Origin of the sequence: Mesorhizobium sp. IMUNJ 23033, from assembly GCF_044778005.1 — a bacterium.
GTDB lineage: Bacteria > Pseudomonadota > Alphaproteobacteria > Rhizobiales > Rhizobiaceae > Mesorhizobium > Mesorhizobium amorphae_A.
Genome location: NZ_JBJACT010000005.1, coordinates 60,975 through 75,780, shown reverse-complemented (window position 1 = coordinate 75,780; position 14,806 = coordinate 60,975). Strand labels below are relative to the sequence as shown.

Annotated in this window: 14 protein-coding genes; 9 read left to right on the top strand and 5 right to left on the bottom strand. The window is 61.9% G+C overall.

Going from position 1 to position 14,806, the window contains the following annotated elements:
- The first annotated feature begins 15 nt into the window (after positions 1 to 15).
- The 7 genes from ACFX5Q_RS07555 to ACFX5Q_RS07525 all read left to right on the top strand — a co-directional run bounded on the left by ACFX5Q_RS07555 (position 16) and on the right by ACFX5Q_RS07525 (position 7,345).
- A complete protein-coding gene (locus ACFX5Q_RS07555; protein WP_404276654.1) occupies positions 16 to 630 on the top strand; it encodes a DUF1326 domain-containing protein in 615 nt (204 codons plus the stop codon).
- Positions 627 to 1,469: a phosphatidylcholine synthase gene (gene pcsA / locus ACFX5Q_RS07550; RefSeq protein ID WP_404276652.1), complete on the top strand. Its 843-nt coding sequence runs from the start codon at positions 627 to 629 to the stop codon at positions 1,467 to 1,469. Before ACFX5Q_RS07555 ends, pcsA begins: the two co-directional genes overlap by 4 nt.
- Before the next feature lie 41 nt (positions 1,470 to 1,510).
- Positions 1,511 to 2,488: a quinone oxidoreductase family protein gene (locus ACFX5Q_RS07545; protein WP_404276650.1), complete on the top strand. Its 978-nt coding sequence runs from the start codon at positions 1,511 to 1,513 to the stop codon at positions 2,486 to 2,488.
- A 133-nt stretch (positions 2,489 to 2,621) separates the two neighbouring features.
- Positions 2,622 to 4,199 (top strand): ABC transporter ATP-binding protein, encoded by a 1,578-nt coding sequence (locus tag ACFX5Q_RS07540; protein ID WP_404276648.1) that lies wholly within the window; start codon positions 2,622 to 2,624, stop codon positions 4,197 to 4,199.
- Positions 4,196 to 5,308, top strand: a complete 1,113-nt coding sequence (locus ACFX5Q_RS07535) for an ABC transporter permease (protein WP_404276646.1) — start codon at positions 4,196 to 4,198, stop codon at positions 5,306 to 5,308. Before ACFX5Q_RS07540 ends, ACFX5Q_RS07535 begins: the two co-directional genes overlap by 4 nt.
- Entirely contained in the window at positions 5,308 to 6,228 is a 921-nt protein-coding gene (locus ACFX5Q_RS07530; RefSeq protein WP_006199782.1) for an ABC transporter permease, read from the top strand. Before ACFX5Q_RS07535 ends, ACFX5Q_RS07530 begins: the two co-directional genes overlap by 1 nt.
- A gap of 49 nt (positions 6,229 to 6,277) precedes the next feature.
- Positions 6,278 to 7,345, top strand: coding sequence for a BMP family ABC transporter substrate-binding protein (locus ACFX5Q_RS07525; RefSeq protein ID WP_404276643.1), 1,068 nt, complete (start codon positions 6,278 to 6,280; stop codon positions 7,343 to 7,345).
- Between the two features lie 45 nt (positions 7,346 to 7,390).
- On the opposite strand, the gene ACFX5Q_RS07520 is transcribed toward ACFX5Q_RS07525, so the two are convergent.
- Positions 7,391 to 8,497, bottom strand: coding sequence for an acyltransferase family protein (locus ACFX5Q_RS07520; RefSeq protein ID WP_404276641.1), 1,107 nt, complete (start codon positions 8,495 to 8,497; stop codon positions 7,391 to 7,393).
- Between the two features lie 356 nt (positions 8,498 to 8,853).
- On the opposite strand from ACFX5Q_RS07520, the gene ACFX5Q_RS07515 reads away from it, so the two are divergent.
- A complete protein-coding gene (locus ACFX5Q_RS07515; RefSeq protein WP_192181129.1) occupies positions 8,854 to 9,297 on the top strand; it encodes a hypothetical protein in 444 nt (147 codons plus the stop codon).
- A 159-nt stretch (positions 9,298 to 9,456) separates the two neighbouring features.
- On the opposite strand, the gene rimO is transcribed toward ACFX5Q_RS07515, so the two are convergent.
- From rimO to ACFX5Q_RS07500, 3 genes are all read right to left on the bottom strand, one after another.
- Positions 9,457 to 10,773 carry a 30S ribosomal protein S12 methylthiotransferase RimO gene (gene rimO, locus ACFX5Q_RS07510; RefSeq protein ID WP_404276639.1) on the bottom strand — a complete coding sequence of 439 codons (1,317 nt, stop codon included), beginning with the start codon at positions 10,771 to 10,773 and terminating at the stop codon, positions 9,457 to 9,459.
- A gap of 172 nt (positions 10,774 to 10,945) precedes the next feature.
- Positions 10,946 to 11,632, bottom strand: a complete 687-nt coding sequence (locus ACFX5Q_RS07505; protein WP_120018552.1) for a TerC family protein — start codon at positions 11,630 to 11,632, stop codon at positions 10,946 to 10,948.
- A 202-nt stretch (positions 11,633 to 11,834) separates the two neighbouring features.
- Positions 11,835 to 12,242 carry a DUF930 domain-containing protein gene (locus tag ACFX5Q_RS07500; protein WP_006199789.1) on the bottom strand — a complete coding sequence of 136 codons (408 nt, stop codon included), beginning with the start codon at positions 12,240 to 12,242 and terminating at the stop codon, positions 11,835 to 11,837.
- A 288-nt stretch (positions 12,243 to 12,530) separates the two neighbouring features.
- Between ACFX5Q_RS07500 and ACFX5Q_RS07495 the strand changes: the two genes are divergently transcribed.
- Positions 12,531 to 13,058, top strand: coding sequence for an OmpA family protein (locus ACFX5Q_RS07495; protein WP_404277121.1), 528 nt, complete (start codon positions 12,531 to 12,533; stop codon positions 13,056 to 13,058).
- A gap of 49 nt (positions 13,059 to 13,107) precedes the next feature.
- Here ACFX5Q_RS07495 and ACFX5Q_RS07490 read toward each other — a convergent pair whose 3' ends face one another.
- Positions 13,108 to 14,547, bottom strand: coding sequence for a caspase domain-containing protein (locus ACFX5Q_RS07490; RefSeq protein ID WP_404276636.1), 1,440 nt, complete (start codon positions 14,545 to 14,547; stop codon positions 13,108 to 13,110).
- Positions 14,548 to 14,806: the final 259 nt, after the last annotated feature.

Genomic DNA, 14,806 nt, shown 5'->3' with positions numbered 1-14,806 from the left:
GGGGGAGAGAATTCGATGAGCGACCAGGGCTGGGCAATGAAGGGAGAGCTCGTACTCTCCTGCAATTGCACGGTTTTTTGCCCTTGCGTCTTGTCTCTCGGCGGCCATCCGCCGACGGAGGGCTATTGCCAGACCTGGGCCGGATTCCGCATCGACGCCGGCCATTTCGGCGACGTCGACCTCTCCGGCCTCAATCTCGGGCTGATCATGGAAATTCCCGGCTTTATGAGCCGCGGCAACTGGACCGCAGGCCTGTTCATCGACAAGCGCGCCTCGGTCTACGCGGTCAAGGCGCTGACCAGGATCTTCACCGGCAAGGCCGGCGGCACCACGTCGCTGCTCTCCATCCTGGTCGGAAAATTCCTCGGCGTCGAACAGGTGCCGATCAGCTATGAGACGCGTGACAAGACGCGCATCTTCCAGATACCGAAGATCATCGACGGGGCGGTGACGCCGGTTCCCGGCAAGGATCGCGAGAAGGATACGGTGATCAGCAACTCCGAATACTGGATCGCGCCGGAAATCATCGTGGCGAAGTCCGACAAGAGCAAGATGCGGGCCTTCGGCCGCAACTGGAACTTTGCCGGCCGCTCGGCCGAAATCTGCAAGCTGGACTGGCGCGGCCCGTGAGCAAGAACACATCGGCAAGGAAAACGGCCAAGAAAATCGCGGACCGAATTCCGCGGCCGAAGAAGAAAGTCACCTGGCCGCAGGCGCGCGCGTTTTCGGTCCATCTCTTGACCGCGTCGGGCTCGTTCCTGGCCTTCCTGTCGCTGGTCGCGGCAAGCGAGCAGCGCTGGACGGCGATGTTCTGGTGGCTCGGCCTGGCACTGTTCGTCGATGGCATCGACGGCCCGATCGCCAGGAAGCTCGAAGTCAAGGAAATCCTGCCGACCTGGTCGGGCGAAATGCTCGACAACATCATCGACTACGTCACTTATGTGCTTATCCCGGCCTTCGCGCTCTATCAGCGCGGCTTCATGGGCGAAAAGCTGTCGTTCCTGTCGGCGGCGATCATCGTCGTATCCAGCGCCATCTACTATGCCGACACCGGCATGAAGACGAAGGAGAATTTCTTCAAGGGCTTCCCGGTCGTCTGGAACATGGTGGTGTTCACGCTGTTCGTCATCGAACCGGGACAATGGGTTTCGTTTGGCGTGGTGGTGGCGGCCGGCATTCTCACCTTCGTGCCGATCAACTTCATCCATCCGGTGCGCGTGGTGCGGCTGCGGCCGATCAATCTCGGCATGACGCTGCTGTGGTGCGCCTTTGGCGCGCTGGCGCTGGCGCAGGCCGCACTCGCCGCCTTCTACGACCAGATCGGCGTGCTTGGCGAACAGGTCAGCGACTTCACCAAGATCGGCATCACCGTGACCGGACTTTACCTCGCAAGCATCGGCGCTATCATGCAGTTCTTTCCAAATCTCGGCGCCAAGCCCGGCGCCGGAAAGACTGACCCCAAAGCCTGACAGCCGCCCCAGGCGAGCCGTATCCCAAGAGAGACCAATCGATGCCCAAAGCAGTCCGTATCCACGCCCATGGCGGTCCGGAGGTTATGACCTATGAGGACGCCGACCCGGGGCAACCCGGTGCCGGACAGATCCTGATCAGGCACACCGCGATCGGCCTCAATTTCATCGATGTCTACCATCGCTCGGGCCTCTATCCGCCGCCCGGCGGCTTTCCGCTGATCCCCGGCGGCGAGGCGGCCGGCGAGGTGCTGGAAGTCGGTGCCGACGTCGACTGGCTAAAGCCGGGCGATCGCGTCGCCTATGCCGTCAATGTCGGCGCCTATGCCGAGCAGCGCGTGGTTGCCGCCGACCGCGTTGTGAAATTGCCGGACGGCGTCAGCGACGAACAGGCCGCCGCCATGATGCTCAAGGGCATGACGGCCGAGTACCTTTTGCGCCGGACCTTCAAGGTGAAGGCCGGCCACACCATCCTGTTCCATGCGGCGGCCGGCGGCGTCGGCCTGATCCTCGGACAATGGGCCAAGCATCTCGGCGCGACCGTCATCGGCACAGCCAGTTCCGCCGACAAGATCGAGCTCGCCAAGGCGCATGGCTTCGACCATGTCATCAACTACAAGGAGCAGGACTTCGTCGCCGGCGTCGCCGCCACAACCGGCGGCCGGAAATGCGATGTCGTCTACGATTCCGTCGGCAACGACACCTTTCCCGCCTCGCTCGACTGCCTGAGGCCACTCGGCATGTTCGTCAGCTTCGGTCAGTCGTCCGGGCCGATCCCACCGTTCAGCATGTCACTGCTGGCGCAAAAGGGCTCGCTGTTCGCCACCAGGCCGACGCTCTTCGTCTACAATGCCAAGCGCGAGGACCTCGAAGCCTCAGCGGCGGCATTGTTCGACGTCGTGCTTAGCGGCGCGGTCGAGATCAGGATCAACCAGCGCTATTCGCTTAAAGACGCCGGCAAGGCGCACTCCGATCTCGAGGGCCGCAGGACGACCGGAACAACCATTCTCATCCCTTAGTCCCGTCTGCCTTGCTATCCCTTGAGTTTCCGCTGAAATTCTTGAAGCTCTTTCAAGTCGTGTGCCGCTTTCCGACGGGAGCCGGCAGCGCATACCATGCTTGCGGGAACACAGAACATATCTGGCAAACCAGATGGGAGGCACTGTGAGTGCAAATCATGACAGCACGATCCTGCTTGAGGTTCGTGGACTGACCAAGATATTCGGCACGCTGACGGCGTGCGACCATGTTGATCTCAACATCGCCAAGGGTGAGATCCACGCATTGCTCGGCGAGAACGGTGCCGGCAAGTCGACGCTGGTCAAGATGCTGTTCGGCTCGCTCGAGCCCAATTCAGGCGAGATCTTCTGGAACGGCCAGGCGGTCAGGATCACCAGTCCGGGCGCCGCCAAGAAACTCGGCATCGGCATGGTTTTCCAGCATTTTTCGCTGTTCGAGGCGTTGACGGCGGCCGAGAACATCGCGCTGTCGCTGGACGACGGCTCGCCGATCAGCAGCATTGCGGCGAAGGCGAGGGCGCTTTCCTATAGCTACGGCCTGCCGCTCGATCCGGAATCGCTGGTTGGCGATCTTTCGGTCGGCGAACGCCAGCGTATCGAGATCATCCGCTGCCTGCTGCAGACGCCGCAGCTCATCATCCTCGACGAACCGACCTCCGTGCTGACGCCGCAGGAGGCCGACAAGCTGTTCGAAACGCTCGAGCGGCTGCGCTCGGAAGGCAAGTCCATCCTCTACATTTCGCACCGGCTGGAAGAGGTGAAGCGCATCTGCGACCGCGCCACCGTGCTGCGCCACGGCAAGGTGGTCGGCCACTGCAATCCGCGCCAGGAAACAGCTTCATCGCTAGCCCGCATGATGGTTGGCAACGAGGTGAAAGCGGTGGTTCGTGCGCCGGCTGAAGGCATCGAGACCGCGCCGGCACTGCTCGATATCCGTGCGCTGACCCGCAAGCCGGCAACGCCGTTCTCGATCCCGCTCAAGAATATCAGTCTGAGGGTGCGCGCCGGCGAGGTGATCGGCATCGCAGGTGTGGCCGGCAACGGCCAGGGCGAATTCTTCGAATCCGTCTCCGGCGAGGTGCTGCAGCAGGACGCCGGCTCGGTGCGCATTCGCGGCAAGGATGCCGGCGGCCTCACCATCACCGGCAGGCGGCTGATGGGCGCTGCCTTCGTGCCCGAAGAGCGGCTTGGCCATGGTGCAGCACCCCGCATGAAATTGTCGGAAAACCTGCTCCTGTCGCGCCACGCCACCGACGGCAAGGCTTTTATCGGCTCCGGCGGCATGGTCAAAAGCGGTGCGGTCTACAGCGCCGCCCAGCGCATCATCGAAGCGATGGACGTGCGCAAGAGCGCGCCGGATCCGGAAGCCGCCGCACTTTCCGGCGGCAATCTGCAGAAATTCATCGTCGGCCGCGAGCTCGACCGCAGGCCGAGCGTGATGGTGGTCAACCAGCCAACCTGGGGTGTCGACGCCGGTGCGGCCGCGCATATCCGCCAGGCACTGATCGAACTGGCCCGCAGCGGCTCGGCCGTGCTGGTGATCAGTCAGGACCTCGACGAATTGTTCGAGATTTCGGACGCCATCGCGGTCATGCACAATGGCGAATTGTCGAAGCCGCTGCCGATCGCCGAAGCCACATTCGAGAAGATCGGACTGCTGATGGGCGGTGCCGAACCCGGCCACGCCGAACACACGCTGGAGACGGCATGATGCGCCTCGAACTCGTCAAACGCCCGCAGCGCTCCATGCTGTTTTCAGCGCTGTCGCCCTTCATCGCCTTCGGGCTGACGATCGTCGCCGGCGCCATCATGTTCGCGCTGCTCGGCGTCAACCCGCTGAGCGCGTTTCGTATCTATTTCATCGAGCCGATCAGCCAGGTCTGGCAGCTGCATGAACTCGCGATCAAGGCAGCGCCCTTGATCCTGATCGCGGTCGGCCTGTCGGTTTGCTTCAAGGCCAATATCTGGAACATCGGCGCCGAGGGCCAGTTCATCCTGGGCGCCATCGTCGGCTCGATTATCCCGGTGTTTTTTCCTCAGTTCGAGGGACCGCTGGTGCTGCCGCTGATGCTTCTGCTCGGCATGGTCGGCGGCGCCGCCTATGCGGCAATCCCGGCTTTGCTGAAGACGCGCTTCGGCACCAACGAGATCCTGACCAGCCTGATGCTGGTCTATGTCGCGCAGCTCTTCCTCGACTGGCTGGTTCGTGGCCCGTGGCGCGATCCGCAGGGCCATGGTTTCCCGCAGACCATTCAGTTCAACGATTCGGGCATCCTGCCGGAATTGATGCCGGATGCCGGCCGCGCCAACTGGGGCTTCGTCTTTGCGCTGGTCGCGGCGGTGGCGATCTGGATCCTGATGAGCCGCATGCTGAAGGGTTTCGAGGTCCGCGTACTCGGCTCGAGCCCGAGGGCAGGGCGCTTCGCCGGCTTCGGCCTCAACCGCATGGTTTTCTTCGCCTTTCTGCTGTCGGGTGCGCTGGCCGGGCTTGCCGGCATCTCGGAAGTCTCCGGCGCCATCGGCCAGCTGCAGCCGGTGATTTCACCCGGCTACGGTTTCACAGCCATCATCGTGGCCTTCCTCGGCCGGCTCAATCCGCTCGGCATCGTCGCCGCGGGCCTGGTGCTGGCGCTGACCTATCTCGGCGGCGAGGCAGTTCAAAGCGCGCTCGGCATCTCCGACAAGGTGGCACGTGTGTTCCAGGGCATGCTTTTGTTCTTCGTGCTCGGCTGCGACACGCTCATTCACTACCGCATTCGTCTGATCGGATTGGCAGCGCCGAAACTCGAGGCCGCGCCGAAGTTGAAGGAAGCCCGCTGATGGACATCACCGTCAACATCCTTTTGACCATCGCCACGGCGGCGACGCCGCTGCTGATCGCTGCGATCGGCGAACTGGTCGTCGAACGCTCCGGCGTGCTCAATCTCGGCGTCGAAGGCATGATGATCATGGGTGCGGTCGGCGGCTTCGGCGCCGGCTACCTCACCGGATCGCCATGGATCGGGCTGCTCGCGGCCGTCGCCATGGGCGCTGTGTTCTCGCTGCTGTTTGCCGTCATGACGCTGTCTCTGGCCACCAACCAGGTGGCGACCGGCCTGTCGTTGACGCTGCTAGGCCTCGGCCTGTCCGGCATGATGGGAACCAGCTTCGTCGGCCAGCCGGGCGAACGGCTGCCGAACCTCGACATTCCCGGCCTGACGTCGATCCCGGTCGTCGGCAGGCTGCTGTTCGGCCAGGACCCGATCTTCTACATCTCGATCGCGCTGACCGCCGCCGTCATGTGGTTCCTGTTCAAGACCCGCACCGGACTGACGCTGCGCTCGATCGGCGACAGCCACACCTCGGCGCATGCGCTTGGCATCAAGGTCATCCGCTATCGCTATCTCTCGGTGATCTTCGGCGGCGCCTGCGCCGGCCTTGCCGGCGGCCACCTGTCGCTGGTCTACACGCCGCAATGGGTGGAGAACATGACCGCCGGACGCGGCTGGATCGCGCTGGCGCTGGTCGTCTTCGCCTCCTGGCGGCCATGGCGGGTGCTGGCCGGCGCCTACATCTTCGGCGCTGTCTGGATCGGCCAGCTTCATGCACAGGCATTTGGCATTCCGGTGCCTTCGCAACTGCTTTCTTCGCTGCCCTATCTGGCAACCGTCGTGGTTCTCGTTCTAATCTCGCGCAACAAGCGTCTGACGATGATGAACACGCCGGCTTCCTTGGGGCAGCCATTCGTTCCGGATCGTTGACAATAACAAAGACGGGAAGCTCCAAGGCTTAACTCAGAGAGGTAACACAATGAAAAAACTGCTTATTGCCCTGATGACCACCACCGCCGCCATGTCGCTGGCGGTAACCGCCGAGGCTGCGGACAAGTTCAAGGCCTGCTGGGTTTATACCGGCCCGATCGGCGACTTTGGCTATTCCTACCAGCATGACCAGGGCCGCCTCGAAGTGGAGAAGGCGCTCGGCGACAAGGTCGAGACCGCCTATCTCGAGAACGTCGCCGAAGGCCCCGATGCCGACCGCGCTTTCGAGCGTCTGGCACGCGAAGGCTGCAAGCTCATCTTCGGCACCTCCTTCGGCTTCATGGATCCGGAAGTGAAGGTTGCCAAGAAATTCCCCAAGGTGATGTTCGAGCACGCCACCGGCTACAAGACATCAGACAATCTCGGCATCTACAATGCGCGCTTCTATGAAGGCCGCTATGTGCTCGGCCAGATCGCCGCAAAGGAATCGAAGGCCGGCGTTGCCGGTTACATCGTTTCCTTCCCGATCCCCGAAGTGGTGATGGGCATCAACTCCTTCATGCTCGGCGCGCAGTCGATCAACCCGAACTTCAAGGCCAAAATCGTCTGGGTCAATTCCTGGTTCGATCCCGGCAAGGAAGCCGACGCCGCCAAGGCGCTGTTCGACCAGGGTGCCGATATCATCGTTCAGCACACCGATTCCACCGCCGCCCTGCAAGTGGCGGAAGAGCGCAAGCTGCACGGCTTCGGCCAATCCTCCGACATGATCAAGTTCGCGCCGAACGCGCAGCTGACCTCGCTCACCGACGAATGGGGCCCGTACTATATCAGCCGCGTCCAGGCGGCGCTCGACGGCACCTGGAAGCCGGGCAATGTCTGGCTGGGCATCAAGGACGGCGCCGTCAAGCTCGCGCCCTTCACCAACATGCCCGACGACGTCAAGGCGATGGCCGAGGCGACCACGAAGAAGATCGCAGACGGCTGGAACCCCTTCACCGGACCGATCGCCAAGCAGGACGGCACGCCGTGGCTGAAGGACGGCGAAGTCGCCGACGACGGTACGCTGCTCGGCATGAATTTCTACGTCAAGGGCGTCGACGACAAGCTGCCGCAGTAAGCATAGGAAAAATCAAACGAAAAGGGCGCCGCGAGGCGCCCTTTTTCATTCGGCGGGTTGCGCATCGGTGGAGGCGCGACGAAATCGCGCCAGCGTGACCTCAACCGCGCGGCCAAGCCAGGTCTTGAGCGTGCGTTGGACCGGTCGCTCGAAATAGAGCCAGATCGCCCATGAAACAAAGAGCATGAGTACGACGCAGCCCAGGGCAGCGGCCCATTTGCCGAGCAGCGGTGCGGCGGCGTTGATCGCGAGATAGCCGATGTTCTGATGCAGAAGGTAGAGCGGGTAGGTCAACCCACCCAGCGCCAGCGTCAGCGCGGACGGCCTGATATGGTTGCGCAGCAGAACGCCGCCGATCAGCATGGCATGCATGGCGAAATTGGCGGCCACGAGATGAGGCTGCGAAACGGCGAGGCCGTATTCGTTCAGCATCCAGTCGCGCGTCACCGATATCGTGCTACAGGACAGCAGGAAGGAGGCCGCAAGCAGCAGCAAGGCTGGCAGCGAACGGCCATGCGCGTAAATATGGTGGACCAGCGCGCCGGCGGCGAAGAACGGGCCGAACTCGGTGATGAACAGCAGCCTTATCGCATGACTGCCGACGAAGAACTCGTTCAGCGCCGAGATTGCCAGCCAGATGAAGATCAGCTCCAGCTTGCGTTTCTGGAAGATGCCCGTGAACAGAGCGAGCGTCACCCATCCGTAGAAAACCAGCTCGAGGACGATCGACCAGTAGACGCCGTCCATGAACGATTGGCCGAAGGCCGGCGCAAACATGGACAGGTTGGCGGCATATTGAGCGAAGGAGGTTGAAAACAGCGGTTCGCCGACAGAAAGGATGACGATGAAGGTGATCGTCATGCAAGTGAGAAAGCCCGGATAGAGACGCACGAAGCGCGCCATCGCAAACTGTTCCCAGTTGCGGCCTTCCGCCGACCAGGCGATGACGAACCCGCTGATCAGAAAGAACAAATTGACGCCGAGGTAGCCGTACAGGGCGAACGGCGCGGCAAGCGAATAGGCTTCGGCGAGAGCGCCGCCGGAGGCCGCGCCGCGAAAGAAATAGTGGAAGATGACGACAGCCAGCGCAGCCGCCAGCCTCAACAGGTCCAGCGTAGCGATGTAATCCTGCCGCGCCGGTTTGACGTGCATGCGAACCCCCGCATTGACAGTTTGAAACCATTAATGCGGATTGCGGCCGAATGGGTTAAGACGCCGGAACTATCGCCGGTTGTAGTAAATGCGGCGAGGTTGAAACGACGTCAGGCCGCCGAGCCGTGGAGGTCGCAGACGTCGCGCGGTCGATCTTGAAGGATCGCTCGACGGTCTTTCGCAAAGTGTTCAAGCCGGCATTTCTTGTGAGTTCCATGTCTTCGTGCGCCAGTCACAATATCCGTGATGCGGCTCCGTGACCGCCTTCACATACACCAACGGCTTTTACTTCCATGCTGATCTTGCGGCCCGGACTAAATCGGTCCACGTGACAAGCGTCAGCAGAAGGAGGTCTTATGCAATTGAATAAAAAACTCTTGGCGATCATCGGGAAACGCATTCCCGCCATCTTCGACGTCATCCCGCGCGGACCACAGGGGCGGCTTGTGCAGATCGCACTCAATCCTCAGCCGCTCCCGCCTCACGAACTGGGCGCCGCGATCGCCGACGAATTCGTCCGCTGCGCGTGGTTCGCCGAGCGAGGCGGGCTCGGTATGCAAGCGTTATTGAGCGACCTTGACGATTGGTGCCCCACGCGACCGAAGATACCGAAGCTTCCGCCGTGGTGGGGGCCATTTCCAGACCCGGAGCCGCGACCCGATTGGTTCGTGGACTATCATTTAGGATTTGCCGCACGCCTGTCTGTAGTCGCAGCCGAGTCGACGGGCATGCAACTGGATAAGACCCTCGATCAGGTGATCGATCGGTCCCTGGCTGCAATCGAGGCGGTGAAGCTCTGACGAAACGCAACACAGATTACCGAAGCGTGTGCCAAAAAATCTGAGGGCGCCGGGAGGCGCCCTTTCGGCGGCTTCCGGTCTCGCAGGACGTGGCGAACCGCACCGGCCCCGCCTTAGATCCTGAGCCGGCTTCGTATCGCCCGTTCGAAAATGTTGATTCTAAACCGCCGAACCATAGAGATCATAGGCATCGGCACGGTCGATCTTGACGGTGACGATGTCGCCGGCGCGCAGCGGACGGCGCGACTGGATATGCACCGAGCCATCGATCTCCGGCGCATCGTATTTGGTGCGGCCCTTGGCAGACGTGCCATGCGCCTCGTCGATCAGCACCGGCAGCCGCTTGCCGACTTTCTTGGCCAGTTGCGTCGCCGAAATCTTCTGCTGGCGCTGCATAAAGCGGTGCCAGCGTGCTTCCTTGATCTCTTGGCGGACCTGTTCGAGACCGAGGTCGTTGGAACGCGCACCCCTGACCGGCTCGTATTTGAAACAGCCGGCGCGATCGATCTTGGCCTCGTCCAGCCAGTCGAGCAGCATCTCGAAATCCTCGTCCGTCTCGCCGGGAAAGCCGACGATGAAGGTCGAGCGGATGGCGAGATCGGGGCACACCTCGCGCCAGCCGCGAATGCGCTCCAGTGTCTTTTCGCCATGCGCGGGGCGGCGCATGTTCTTCAGCACCTGTGGCGAAGCATGCTGGAACGGGATGTCCAGATAGGGAAGGATTTTTCCCTCGGCCATCAGCGGGATGACGTCGGCGACATGCGGGTAGGGATAGACATAGTGCATGCGAATCCAGATGCCGAGCTTTCCGAGCTCTTCCGAAAGATCGAGGAACTTCGCCCGCACTTCGCGATCGCCGAACATGCTTGTTTGGTACTTGATGTCGATGCCGTAGGCGCTGGTGTCCTGCGAGATGACCAGGATCTCCTTGACGCCGGCCTTGGACAGCTTCTCGGCCTCGCGCAGCACGTCGGCGGCCGGGCGCGAGACGAGGTCGCCGCGCAGCGCCGGGATGATGCAGAAGGTGCAGCGGTTGTTGCAGCCTTCGGAAATCTTGAGATAGGCGTAGTGGCGCGGTGTCAGCTTGACGCCTTGCGGCGGTAGCAGGTCGACATACGGATCGTGGCTGGGCGGTGCTGCTTCATGCACCGCCGCCATCACGCTCTCATAGGCTTGCGGTCCGGTGATGGCGAGAACGTTCGGATGCTTTTCGCGGATGACATCGGGCTCGGCGCCAAGGCAACCGGTGACGATGACCCTGCCATTTTCCGAAAGCGCGGAACCGATTGCGTTGAGCGACTCGTCGCGGGCCGAATCGAGGAAGCCGCAGGTGTTGACGACGACGAGATCGGCGCCGTCATGCTTGCGCGCGATCTCATAACCTTCGGCGCGCAGGCGCGTGATGATGCGTTCCGAATCCACCAGGGCTTTCGGGCATCCAAGACTGACGAAACTGACGCGGGGAGCTGCGGACATTTGCGGTTTCCAATGGACGCGGGCCGGAAACCCTGAGGTCCGGCCCGGAAGTCTCAATACATATCGATCATTTGGGCTCTCGCGGGAGCCTAATTTGCGCGGCGCAATAGCACAGTTCCGCAGTCAAGCAAACCGCGAACGGGTCGCCGCGATGCGCGCCGACCGCCCAAGCTCAATGATGGCTCGGTCCGAACCAGGGCGCCAGGAACGCAAACTGCTCGGGAAACTGCTGCACGGCACCATCCAGAAACATCTTCACCGCGACGTAGAGAATGATCAGGAGGCCGATATAGGCAATCCAGCGGTATTTGTGCAGCAGCCGTGCGACAAACGAAGCGGCGAAGCCCATCAGCGCAATCGACAGCGCCAGGCCGATGATCAGCACCGTCGGATGGTCCATCGCCGCCCCCGCGACCGCAAGGACGTTGTCGAGAGACATTGAAACGTCGGCAATGACGATCTGCCATGCTGCCTGGGCGAAGGTCTTGCGCGGTCCCTTGCTGCCAATCATTCCGTCCTTGTCGTAGTCGACATTGGATAGCGATTCCGTCGCATCATGTTCCTGCTCGTGGGTGACACGCAGCTCGCGCCACATCTTCCAGCACACCCAAAGCAGCAGCAGACCGCCGGCGATGAGGAGCATGGGGCCGATGGCGAGCAGCCACTGCGTGATCAGGGCAAAGAAGATGCGAAGCACAGTGGCCGCCGCGATGCCGACGAGAATCGCCTTCTTGCGCTGGTCGGAGGGAAGGCCGGCTGCGGCAAGGCCGATAACGATGGCGTTATCGCCGGCAAGTACGAGGTCGATGGCGATGACCTGGAGCAGGGCCGAGAGGCCTGCGGCGGTGAAAATTTCCATCGGCTGGAGGCCCTTTGCTTGTTCGCCGAGTGTCGGTCGTCGAATATCCAGACGCCCTAACGTGTATGGTTCGTGCGCGTCAAGAGATTGCAGGGAACAATGTCGGATGCCCGCCTTGCCGCATCAGCGATACACGGCAAGCAGCACTGTCGCCGAAGGCGGCCAAGGCCCGCAAATGCCAGGAATCGGGGGGTAGAGGATTCTAGTCGTAGAGATTGTACTTCGTCCAATCGGCCTGCGGAATTTCGTCGCCGATCCGGTATCGGAGCTGCAGCACCTGCATATGGTCCGGCGCGGTCTGGCACTTGAATTTCAGCCGATACCACTGGCCCTTGCTGCGGAAGGCAGCCCCTGGGCTTCTGATCGCGTCGGTGCCCATTTCCGGGGTCGCGAAGGCGTAGGCGACGACGCGATCCGCCTTGAACTTACGGTCGTCGTGGGAAATCCGGTCCAGCACCTCTGCATCGCAACGCTGTTCGAGCCGCGTCTGTGGATCGAGTTTCAGTAGGCCGGCGCGTAGCGCGCTATCCATCGCGCTGGCCGGCCACGCCAGCGTGAGGGACGCCAGCACCATAAGGCAGAGCTTTTTCATGGGCGCGACAAGCAGCATATTTCGTCCAAGAAATCAACCAAGCGCGATCGCACGCTTCGTCTCGAAACCATCGGGCAGGCAGGCGCAGAACGGCCTGACGTCAGGCGTCAAGTTCAACTCGCCTGCCAATTCCGCATGGTGTATATTCGCCTCCAACACCTTCGCAGAAGCGCTTGTTCGCGGGCTCCCGCTACAGCGTCTGGCCAGTCGCCACAGGGTGATTTGGATGTGAGATTGATCACATCTCACGCGCAGCAGATGCGAGATGATGCGCTGCGATCCGTGACGTCAGCACTGGAGGCGGCAATGCGGGCAACCATTTCAATCTTCGTTCTGGCGGCAGCACTGGCGGCGTCGAATTCGTCGCTTGCCGACCCGGTCCAATCGTCGGAAGACATCATCAAGTTTTTCGCCAAGACGTCCGATCTGGGCGCATCGCGTGGGATATGCGTCGGCGCCCAGGATCAATGCGAGAGCAAGACCGATGCGCCGGCGCCAAGCGGCCTCGATATGCTGATCAACTTCAACCTGAATTCCGCCGAGCTGCTGCCTGAAGCGCGAGCGAAACTGGGCGAATTCGCCAAGGCGCTGAAAGACAACCGCCTGAAGACACACAATTTCGTCGTTGAAGGCTATACCGACGCTTCGGGCGCGCCGGCCTACAACGATCGCCTCTCGGAGCGGCGGGCTCAATCGGTGACGGCATTCCTTTTGTCGAGCGGAATAGAACCGGCACGCGTCAAGGCTGTCGGCCTCGGCGCGACCAATCCGCGCGTTCCCGACCCCTACGATCCGGTCAACCGGCGGGTCGAAATGCGGCTAAGCGTGCAATAGACGGCATTCACCTGACGATGATGCCTGCCAGATGGCAGGCTTGGGTTCTCTAGAACACGCCACCTATACCGATCCCGCCACTGATGTCGGGCGGAGGAGGTGCGGGACGCGAGGCTTGCGGTTTCGACGCTTTGCCGGCTTTGCGGTTGGTTACCGCCTTGCCGCGCGCCGGAGCCAGACCAGTGGAACCCCCCACCGGCTTGGCCTTCACAAGCACGGGATCCTTGCAGACCCTGCCGGAATGCAGGAACAGGTCGCTCAGAAGCTCGACCGTGGGTTCGGTCGTCGATGCTGTCTGCCTGGTGTTCCTGTAGTAGTCGGTGACGGCGCGGACGGAACCCTTGCCCCAGCTACCGTCAATCGTCGTCCGGTAGCAGCCGAGGCGACGCAATTCCGTCTGGATGCTGCGTGCGAGATCGGTTGCTTTCTCCTGGTCTGGCTCGCCCGACTTGCCGACGATCAGCGTTTCGAGGCCGGAGACGACGCTTTGCCGCGCGCCCTCGAGGCTGGCCATCTGCGTGCCGACAGGCTTGGCCGGTGCGGCTGAGGGCGGCGAAATCTCGACCGATCGCAATGTCTGCCCGACGATGATCACCGCGGTCTGCAGATCGCTGGACGCAAGCTCGATCTGCAGTTTTTCCTTGGCGACCGGATCCGACAGAATGCGCGACAGGCTGGCGCTGAGCTGAGCCGGGTCGAGTTCTTGCTGCTCGGTGAAATAGAACTGCTCGCGCAGGTTCGACTGGTCCCATGGCACTTGGCGGCCAACGGTCAGTGCTTCGGTCTCGTTGCGCACCCGGATCATCATGTCCGAAATGCTGAGCCCTGGAATCTCGATGTTCTTCAGCAGAGCCGTGGTGAAGGGGCTGTTGTCGCCCGACCCGTCGACCGTCGTGTTGCCGGGTTGCGTCGCGAAGGCGACAAACGTGTTTTCGCCGACCTCGACCTGAGCGAGACCATCCATGGCGCTCGCGCCTTTGCCCATGGGATTGTTCCGGCACGCATCGAGAAAAATGAACGTCTGCCGCTCCCGGCTGGCAAACCTCGAAATCACGTCGTTGAGCCTGACTGCGCGAGCGGTCAGCTCTGCAAGGTTTTGAGCATCGGGGGTATCGACCGGCAGCAGATAGTTTTCGCCCTGAAGCTGTACCCCGTGGCCGGCGTAGAAGATCAGCACGGCACTGGCGCCGGCAAGCTTGCCGTCGGCTTCCCGAAAGAGCCTGGCAAATCCGTCGGACGAAAGATCCGTTCCTGTCAGCACATCGAAGTTCAGCCTTTTCAGGCTTTCCGAAAGCCTTGTCGCGTCGTTGCCGGCATTCGCCAGATGGGGAAGGTGCGTGCTTTGATAGTTGGAATTGCCGATGACGATCGCCAGCCGTTTGCCAGGCTGCGGCGACAGCTCTTCCACGACCGCGGCCTGAGCTCCGATCGATCCGAACAATGAAACCAGCAGAACTGCCACAATGCGCAGGAAGGGACCGTAGGTCATGTCACGAGCTCGTTTCAGCATGCGACAATCTTCGAGTCACCGAAGTGTCCACCCGCCTGGCGCCGTCCCTCTTCGTGCGCCGAAACCAGTATCTCCGAAGACAGCGGCAATTTTTACACGAGAAACCATCCTGAAGGAAGGCTGCGTGGCAAGGCTCACTTTCGACCTGCGCGTGCGCATTGTCCTGAACATGCCGTCGAGCGCAACCACAGGGCGGCCCTGCCATCTCAGCATGCCGGGGCCAGCGCTTCACACGACT

Excerpts from the sequence above, each read along its gene's own strand:
- ACFX5Q_RS07555 (WP_404276654.1), top strand. The coding sequence starts at position 16 with ATGAGCGACCAGGGCTGGGCAATGAAGGGAGAGCTCGTACTCTCCTGC.
- ACFX5Q_RS07535 (WP_404276646.1), top strand. The coding sequence starts at position 4,196 with ATGATGCGCCTCGAACTCGTCAAACGCCCGCAGCGCTCCATGCTGTTT.
- ACFX5Q_RS07500 (WP_006199789.1), bottom strand. The coding sequence starts at position 12,242 with ATGCTGCTTGTCGCGCCCATGAAAAAGCTCTGCCTTATGGTGCTGGCG.
- rimO (WP_404276639.1), bottom strand. The coding sequence starts at position 10,773 with ATGTCCGCAGCTCCCCGCGTCAGTTTCGTCAGTCTTGGATGCCCGAAA.
- ACFX5Q_RS07545 (WP_404276650.1), top strand. The coding sequence starts at position 1,511 with ATGCCCAAAGCAGTCCGTATCCACGCCCATGGCGGTCCGGAGGTTATG.
- ACFX5Q_RS07515 (WP_192181129.1), top strand. The coding sequence starts at position 8,854 with ATGCAATTGAATAAAAAACTCTTGGCGATCATCGGGAAACGCATTCCC.
- ACFX5Q_RS07505 (WP_120018552.1), bottom strand. The coding sequence starts at position 11,632 with ATGGAAATTTTCACCGCCGCAGGCCTCTCGGCCCTGCTCCAGGTCATC.
- ACFX5Q_RS07495 (WP_404277121.1), top strand. The coding sequence starts at position 12,531 with ATGCGGGCAACCATTTCAATCTTCGTTCTGGCGGCAGCACTGGCGGCG.
- ACFX5Q_RS07490 (WP_404276636.1), bottom strand. The coding sequence starts at position 14,547 with ATGACCTACGGTCCCTTCCTGCGCATTGTGGCAGTTCTGCTGGTTTCA.
- ACFX5Q_RS07525 (WP_404276643.1), top strand. The coding sequence starts at position 6,278 with ATGAAAAAACTGCTTATTGCCCTGATGACCACCACCGCCGCCATGTCG.
- ACFX5Q_RS07520 (WP_404276641.1), bottom strand. The coding sequence starts at position 8,497 with ATGCACGTCAAACCGGCGCGGCAGGATTACATCGCTACGCTGGACCTG.
- ACFX5Q_RS07530 (WP_006199782.1), top strand. The coding sequence starts at position 5,308 with ATGGACATCACCGTCAACATCCTTTTGACCATCGCCACGGCGGCGACG.
- ACFX5Q_RS07540 (WP_404276648.1), top strand. The coding sequence starts at position 2,622 with ATGGGAGGCACTGTGAGTGCAAATCATGACAGCACGATCCTGCTTGAG.